We start from the raw sequence: 7,218 nt of genomic DNA, 5'->3' as shown, positions 1-7,218 counted from the left end.
CAGCCGATCTTCGGCGCTATGGACTCGACGGCCGCCCACAGCGATGGATACTCGCCACGATGCTCTTGTACCAGACGCACGGCGCGGTCACGGACTTCCGGGGAAAACTTGTTCTGCTTGCTCATAAAGGCTCCATTCTCTCAAAGGTTGGAGCCTCCGCAAAACCCGGGGCAATTCAATTGCAGCTGCACCAGGATCTCTGCGCTCTAGGCTACACGGGCTCTTACGACCGTGTCGCCGCTTTCGCGCGACGATGGCGACAGGAACAACAGGAACGATCTCAGACTTCAGGACGGGGCACGTTCGTGCCGTTGACGTTCGCACCAGGCGACGCCTTTCAGTTTGACTGGAGCGAGGATAGTGCGGTGATCAACGGCGAGCGCACCAAGCTCCAGATCGCGCAGTTCAAGCTTTGCCACAGTCGCGCCTTCTTCCTGCGCGCCTACTGGCTCCAGACACACGAGATGCTGTTCGATGCGCACCATCACGCTTTTGTGGCGTGGGGAGGCATCCCGCGTCGAGGCATCTACGACAACATGAAGACCGCTGTGGATAGGGTCGGCCGCGGCAAGTCACGCGAGGTCAACGCCAGATTCTCCAGCATGGTCAGCCACTATTTGTTTGATGCGCAGTTCTGTAACCCCGCGTCAGGCTGGGAGAAGGGACAGATCGAGAAGAACGTGCAAGATAGCCGGAGGCGGATCTGGCAACGCCCGCCCCACTTTTCGAGCTTGGAAGCGCTTAACGACTGGTTGGCCGACGAGTGCGTCAGGCTGTGGCAACAGATACGCCATCCGGCATGTGACCAGAGCATCTGGCAGATATGGTCCGAGGAACGCCCACTTCTGATGCCTGTTGGCCAGCCGTTCGACGGCTTTGTGGAACACACCAAGCGCGTTTCCCCCACATGCTTGATCGCCTTCGAGCGTGACCGCTATAGCGTCCCCGCGTCCTACGCCAACCTGCCCGTGAGTTTGCGGGTCTATGCAGATCGCCTCGTTGTCGTCGCCGAAGGTCACGTCATCGCGCAGCATCCTCGCCACATCAACCGGCGCCATGACCGTGGTGCCACTTTCTACGACTGGCGGCATTATCTCGCCGTGCTGCAACGCAAGCCTGGCGCGCTGCGCAATGGGGCGCCGTTCACCGCGTTGCCGGAAGCATTTCGCCAACTTCAGGCACTGCTTCTGCCTCACGCTGGCGGGGATAGAGAGATGGTGGAGATCCTGTCGTTGGTCTTGTTGCATGACGAGCAACTGGTCCTCGCCGCAGTGACCTTAGCGCTGGAGGCCGGTACGCCATCGAAGCAAACCATTCTCAACATCTTGAGCCGACTGCTCGACGGCACACCGCTACCGCCGCTGACGGCGCCCCAAGCGCTCTCGCTCACAGTCGAACCCGAGGCGAACGTCGGCCGCTACGACACCCTCCGCACTCAGGAGCCACGTCATGCAGCATGAACTCATGATCGAGCGCTTGAAGGCGCTCAAGCTGCACGGTATGGCTCAAGCGCTCACCGACCTCGTGCAGCAAGACTCTCCGGCATACCAGAGCTGCTCTCCCATCTTGAGCCAGCTTCTACGGGCCGAGCTTACCGAGCGGGAGGTGCGATCTATTGCCTATCAGATGAAGGTGGCCAAGTTCCCAGCATATCGAGACTTACAAGGCTTTGACTTCGGATGCAGTGAGGTCAACGAAGCCCTCGTTCGGCAACTGCACCGCGGCGAGTTCATCGAACCCGCTCACAATGTCGTATTAGTTGGCGGCCCTGGCACCGGCAAGACGCATCTGGCGACGGCCTTCGCGGTTCACGCCATCGAACACCTGCGTCGCCGAGTTCGCTTCTTCTCCACGATCGAGTTGGTGAACACGTTGGAGTTCGAGAAGCAGGCCGGCAAAGCGGGACACCTCGCCCACCGACTAATGCACTCGCACGTCGTGATTCTCGACGAACTCGGCTATCTGCCATTCAGCCAAGCCGGCGGCGCGCTGCTGTTCCACCTCATCAGCAAGCTCTACGAGCACACAAGCCTCATCATCACCACCAATCTCAGCTTCGCTGAATGGGCGAACATATTTGGGGACGCAAAAATGACGACTGCTTTGCTCGACCGACTCACCCACCACTGCCACATCGTCGAGACCGGCAACGACAGCTACCGTTTCAAAAACAGCAGCACACAGCCCAAAAAGGAGCGTAAAACAGCCAAATCTGTGGCAACCCTGACCCAATCAAATTAGGGCTGGGTCAGTTTTCGATGCAAACGCTGGGTCAGTTTTCAGTGCAAACCAACAATGGGGGGATTACCGGAACAGGGCCTTAAGGTTCTTAACCGCGTTGGCTCCAGCAACGCGGGCTAGGTGACCGAGGACATGTGACCTGCCCCCAGACTTAGTACGGCACCGACATAGAGTCCAGGGTTAAAAACCGTTGTTGTCGATGCGCCTGAGCAAACTGCTCCGGCGTTAAGTATCCCAGCGCGCTATGCGGGCGTTCGGTGTTGTACTCGACGCGCCAGTCTTCGATCAAGGATTTGGCTTGGCGCAGCGACATGAACCAATGCTCATTCAGGCATTCATCGCGGAATTTTCCGTTGAAGCTCTCGATGTATGCATTCTCCACGGGTTTGCCTGGTCTGATGAACGACAGCTTCACGCCGACCTGATAGGCCCAAGCGTCCAAGGCCCTGCCGGCAAACTCTGGGCCGTTGTCCACGGTGATGGATTTGGGCAGCCCATGCAGTTCCGCAAGCCGTTGCAGCACCTGCGCCACCCGCAATCCCGGCAGTGATGTATCGACCTCGATGGCAAGACACTCGCGCGTGTAGTCATCGACGATGTTCAAGCACCGGAACCTGCGGCCATAGGCCAGACCGTCGGATACGAAGTCCATCGACCAGCTCTGATTCGGCGCCGTCGCAACGGGACGAACTACCCGTTCTGCGGGAGCGATGCGCTTGCGGCGACGCTTACGAACGCTCAAGCCGGCGTGGCTGTAAAGCCGCCAGACCCGCTTGTGATTCATCTGCCAGCCTTCACGGCGCAGCAGAATATGGATGCGCCGATAACCGTAGCGTCGCTTGAGCGCTGCCATCTCCTTCATGCGCTCGATCAATGCCACATCGCCCGTACGCTTACTTTCATAAGCGAATAGCGACCGGGAAATGCCTACCAGCCCGCAGGCCCGGGTGATACCCATGCCGCGCTCGGTCATCAACGTTCTGACCGCTTCGCGTTTGGCCTGCGGGCTTGCTACTTTCGGCTCAAAAGGTCCTGAAGCGCAGCCTTGTCCAGCATCGATTCAGCCAACAACTTCTTGAGCTTGTTGTTCTCTTGCTCCAGTTCCTTCAGTCGCTGGGCGTCCGAGACGGTCATACCGCCGAACTTCGCCTTCCAGTTGTAGTAGGTGGCCTCCGAGATCCCGTGCTTGCGGCACAGTTCGGCCACCTTGGCCCCTGCCTCGGCCTCCTTCAGCACCCCGATGATCTGTTCTTCCGTAAATCGTTTCTTCATTGCCGTTCCTTTGTGAACGGACTCTACATCGATTTCGTACTAACCACGGGGAGCAGGTCAATAATGGTAAACACCAATGTACAAATACTTGTACTAATGTATCATAAAAATTATAATGAATCATAATGTAACAGCCCTCAATCATAAATTCTGTGGGATAGAGCGAGCTATGAAAAGAAAATTCCTGGTGCCAGTTGTCTCAGCAATATCGTCTCTGTTAGGACATCAAGTGTCTGCCGCTCCTTCGCCAACCACGATGTTAAACAACGCATCGCCTGAGACTACCGTGACGGGCGCCACTACTCATCAAGCACCCTTCTCCTCGGCTGCAGACACGTTGTCGGAATTTTCTGTTGTCGACAAGAGCAATGAGTATCTCTTTTTGATGCAGCGCAGTGAGAGCGGAGTATTGTCCGCATATCATAGTTCTCATCGGTCACACAGCTCGCATTCATCCCACCGATCACATTACTCTTCACGATAATGCTTGAAACATGCCAGCTATTGTTCGATAAAGCATGTCACTCATACGATGACGTGCAACGTGCAGCCTATAAGTTTATAGACCGCTGCAGCGTAGTAGTTTCAGTCGGCGACAGTCAGATTGTCTGTGATGTCGAGCTTGATGAAAAATGCACGCAATCAGTTGACCTCATTAGTCAGCAGATCCGTAAAGAAGTCCTAGACCAGACACTACGATCAAGAATCAGGAGTGAAACTGAAGACGTACGCAATTTAATACTTGCGCACGCTTTCTCGCGAACGGGGTTAGCGAACTCACCGGAGTAGCAGCATGAGTCGCTTTTTAGCACGAACTGCGTATGCGCCTGAGTTACCAGATTACGAGCTGCTCCCGTTCAATTTCGCAAGACTGAACGAACAGGAAACGGTCGCTACAAATCTGGCGGGAGAGATGCTGGTATTACCCAATGCCACAGTGGACGCATTGGTTAACCATACGCTATCCATCGACGACCCGGCATATGTCTCCCTGCGAGCCAGACATTTTCTCCGCTTGCCCACCGATAAGTCTCCCATTGACTTACTCGCGCTTAAGGTTCGCACACGGTACGCACGGCTAGAGCACTTTACCAACTTACATATTTTTGTGGTGTCCCTACGCTGCGAGCACTCCTGTCCGTACTGTCAAGTTTCGCGTCAATCGGAGGACCGCGAATCTTTCGACATGACTCCAGAGATAGCAGACAGGGCTCTAGACTTGGTGTTTCGATCTCCCTCGCAATCGCTGAAGATCGAATTTCAAGGAGGCGAGCCGCTACTTAATTTTGAGATGATCAAATATGTAGTGGAGCAAGCAAAAGCCCGCAATCTAGTAGCAAGACGTGATCTGGCGTTTGTGATCGCCACTAACTTAGCTCCGATCACTCAAGAGATGCTCGAATTTTGTCGGGAGCACGACATATTAATATCTACATCGCTCGACGGCCCCGCAGACCTACACAACAAAAATCGACCTCGTCCTGGTAAGGACAGCTGGGAACGAGCAATCAACGGTATTACGCTGGCACGTCAAACACTAGGCGTCGATCGTGTCTCCGCATTGATGACCACGACTCAATCTAGCCTCCCCCGAGTAAAAGACATCATAGACATATACCTCGAACTCGGATTCACGAGTATCTTTCTACGTCCTTTATCGCCATATGGATTTGCGCTTAAAACCAAGTCGTTCGCAGCTTACAACACGGACCGTTGGCTCGATTTCTACAAGAGCGGGCTAGATTACATATTAGAGATCAATCGAGCTGGAATAGCGTTCGCTGAAGACTACGCATCGCTCATTCTAACTAAGATGCTAACCTCCAATGACCCAGGCTATGTCGATCTTACGAACCCAGCCGGTATCGCCATAGGTGCCATCGTTTTTAACTATGACGGAGGCGTCTTTGCATCAGATGAAAGTCGTATGCTCGCCGAAATGGGCGACAATACGCTGAGACTCGGCGATGTACAAACCTCTAGTTACGAGGACATCTACCTATCCGATACCCTGCTAGAGGCGCTCGAGAGCTCGTTCACGCTTAGTGTGCCTATGTGTTCGGATTGTGCATTCGAACCATTCTGCGGTGCAGATCCTGTGTATCACCATGCCACCATGAAAGACTTTACCGGTCGTAAACCGGAATCGGAGTTCTGTCGGCGCAACATGGCTATATTTAAGCACTTGCTTCGTTTGATGAGCTCCGATAAAACGACTGCAGCGATTTTTCAAAGGTGGGCGAACCGATGTTGAGTCTACACGCCAGAGTGATCCCCATCCAAGCAGCACCACAGAATCGGAGCCAACTATTTCGGGTTTCAACGAATGCAAACCTTCCCGGTGGACTCCGACAATCTCACGCTTTACTGGTACGCAAGGGAGAAATAAGTCCAGGATTCGGATGTTACTTATTCGAAAAGGACATCTCGCCCTCAGTAGTTCTGCCTAGCGGTGTCACAGTTGTTCATGTACCCACTCAGTTGAACTATCTCTCAGATAATGATGTGGTTTCTTTGCGCAGAGACAGCAGTGGAATTCGGGTCATCTGGCGCGATGCGAGCCCGCACAATAGCGTCCTACTTACCGAGCGTTGTAACAACTACTGCTTGATGTGCTCGCAGCCCCCTAAAGATGTGGATGACGATTGGCTTATTGAGGAAGCAGAACGGCTCATCCCTCTCATTCCAAGGTCTGCGCGTGAAATTGGATTTACTGGTGGCGAGCCGACTATATACGGTGAACGCTTAATTACGCTGCTGACTCGAGCGAAGCATTACCTTCCTGACACTGCAGTTCACGTGCTCTCTAATGGACGCCGGTTTTCTGATCCCGGCTTCGCAGCACAGTGGGCTTCGATTAAGCACCCAGATCTAATGGTAGGCATCCCGATCTACTCCGATGACCCAACGACGCATGATTACGTAGTTCAAGCCCATGGCGCGTTCGATGAAACAGTGCGCGGAATCCTCAATCTTAAGCGCCTTCAGCAACGTGTCGAACTTCGCGTAGTTATCCATAAGCAGACAGTAGCTCGGCTACCTCAATTGGCCGAATGGATCTGCCGAAACTTACTGTTTGTTGACCACGTCGCCCTCATGGGCCTAGAAATGATGGGTTTTGCGAGAGCAAATATATCCGACTTATGGATAGACCCTTATGACTACAAAGATACTCTCAGCCAGACAGTCAACACATTACAAACGTACGGCGTCCCTACCTCTGTTTACAACCACCAGCTATGCACAGTAAACCCGGATATTTTGTCCGCGTATCGGAAATCGATTAGCGACTGGAAGAATGAGTATCTTGAAGCATGCACGCAGTGTGTCAGGATGAACGACTGCGGTGGCTTCTTTACTTCATCGAAATTACATCGACATTCGGACCATATTCAGCCGTTTTTAGCATGAGAAAATTGTCGACTGGATCGTAGTAGTGACGTGCAGCACTCCCCGCAAAGCTTTCAGAATGCCAAGCCCACCAAAAGTGGCCGCCATTAACACTGAAGCGCGCCGGGCATCGCGGAGACTGGTTGGTTAAAGTAAAACAGCCTCGTTGGACTGTTGCCCAAGTTGGTTGGGTAATCCCCCCGCAAAAGCGTTGAGGTCAGAAGTAGAATTTTCTCGTTGAGGAGTTCTACAGCATGAAGAAGTCACGATTCACGGACAGCCAGATCATCGAAGCCATCAAACGGGTGGAAGCCG

General features: G+C 53.7%; 6 protein-coding genes and 2 pseudogenes. 6 read left to right on the top strand and 2 right to left on the bottom strand.

Annotated features, from left to right (window positions below; genetic code table 11):
* Positions 1–125 (bottom strand): annotated as a pseudogene (locus NGJ44_RS22830) (IS3 family transposase); the annotation flags it as partial.
* Between the two features lie 24 nt (positions 126–149).
* Between NGJ44_RS22830 and istA the strand changes: the two are divergent.
* Together istA and istB are read left to right on the top strand one after the other, a co-directional pair.
* A pseudogene (gene istA, locus NGJ44_RS22825) lies at positions 150–1,460 on the top strand (IS21 family transposase); the annotation flags it as partial.
* The gene (gene istB / locus NGJ44_RS22820) at positions 1,450–2,241 is read left to right on the top strand and encodes an IS21-like element helper ATPase IstB (RefSeq protein WP_251866006.1); all 792 of its coding nucleotides are present in this window, start codon (positions 1,450–1,452) and stop codon (positions 2,239–2,241) included. The pseudogene istA and the gene istB, both read left to right, overlap by 11 nt.
* A gap of 151 nt (positions 2,242–2,392) precedes the next feature.
* Here istB and NGJ44_RS22815 read toward each other — a convergent pair.
* Positions 2,393–3,513 (bottom strand): IS3 family transposase gene (locus NGJ44_RS22815; protein WP_251866004.1). Its coding sequence is split into 2 segments (ribosomal slippage): positions 2,393–3,255 and positions 3,255–3,513, totalling 1,122 coding nucleotides; the frame shifts between segments, so codons are not numbered across the junction.
* A gap of 115 nt (positions 3,514–3,628) precedes the next feature.
* On the opposite strand from NGJ44_RS22815, the gene hxsA2 reads away from it, so the two are divergent.
* The 4 genes from hxsA2 (at position 3,629) to hxsC (ending at position 6,924) form a co-directional block, all read left to right on the top strand.
* Complete coding sequence (hxsA2, locus tag NGJ44_RS23175) at positions 3,629–3,997, top strand: His-Xaa-Ser repeat protein HxsA2 (protein ID WP_353506972.1); 369 nt, start codon at positions 3,629–3,631, stop codon at positions 3,995–3,997.
* Entirely contained in the window at positions 3,997–4,302 is a 306-nt protein-coding gene (gene hxsD / locus NGJ44_RS22810; RefSeq protein ID WP_251866002.1) for a His-Xaa-Ser system protein HxsD, read from the top strand. The genes hxsA2 and hxsD overlap by 1 nt, the downstream gene beginning before the upstream one ends.
* 4 nt (positions 4,303–4,306) lie before the next feature.
* Entirely contained in the window at positions 4,307–5,767 is a 1,461-nt protein-coding gene (gene hxsB, locus NGJ44_RS22805) for a His-Xaa-Ser system radical SAM maturase HxsB (RefSeq protein WP_251866001.1), read from the top strand.
* A gap of 227 nt (positions 5,768–5,994) precedes the next feature.
* Positions 5,995–6,924 (top strand): His-Xaa-Ser system radical SAM maturase HxsC, encoded by a 930-nt coding sequence (gene hxsC / locus NGJ44_RS22800; protein WP_251865999.1) that lies wholly within the window; start codon positions 5,995–5,997, stop codon positions 6,922–6,924.
* Positions 6,925–7,218: the final 294 nt, after the last annotated feature.

The organism is Achromobacter sp. Marseille-Q4962 (genome assembly GCF_943737005.1).
Taxonomy (GTDB): Bacteria; Pseudomonadota; Gammaproteobacteria; order Burkholderiales; family Burkholderiaceae_B; genus Achromobacter.
This window is presented reverse-complemented; position numbering and strand designations above follow the sequence as displayed.

Bases quoted from the DNA above. Each gene is read 5' to 3' on its own strand.
- istB (WP_251866006.1), top strand. From the start codon at position 1,450: ATGCAGCATGAACTCATGATCGAGCGCTTGAAGGCGCTCAAGCTGCAC.
- hxsA2 (WP_353506972.1), top strand. From the start codon at position 3,629: ATGAATCATAATGTAACAGCCCTCAATCATAAATTCTGTGGGATAGAG.
- hxsD (WP_251866002.1), top strand. From the start codon at position 3,997: ATGCTTGAAACATGCCAGCTATTGTTCGATAAAGCATGTCACTCATAC.
- hxsB (WP_251866001.1), top strand. From the start codon at position 4,307: ATGAGTCGCTTTTTAGCACGAACTGCGTATGCGCCTGAGTTACCAGAT.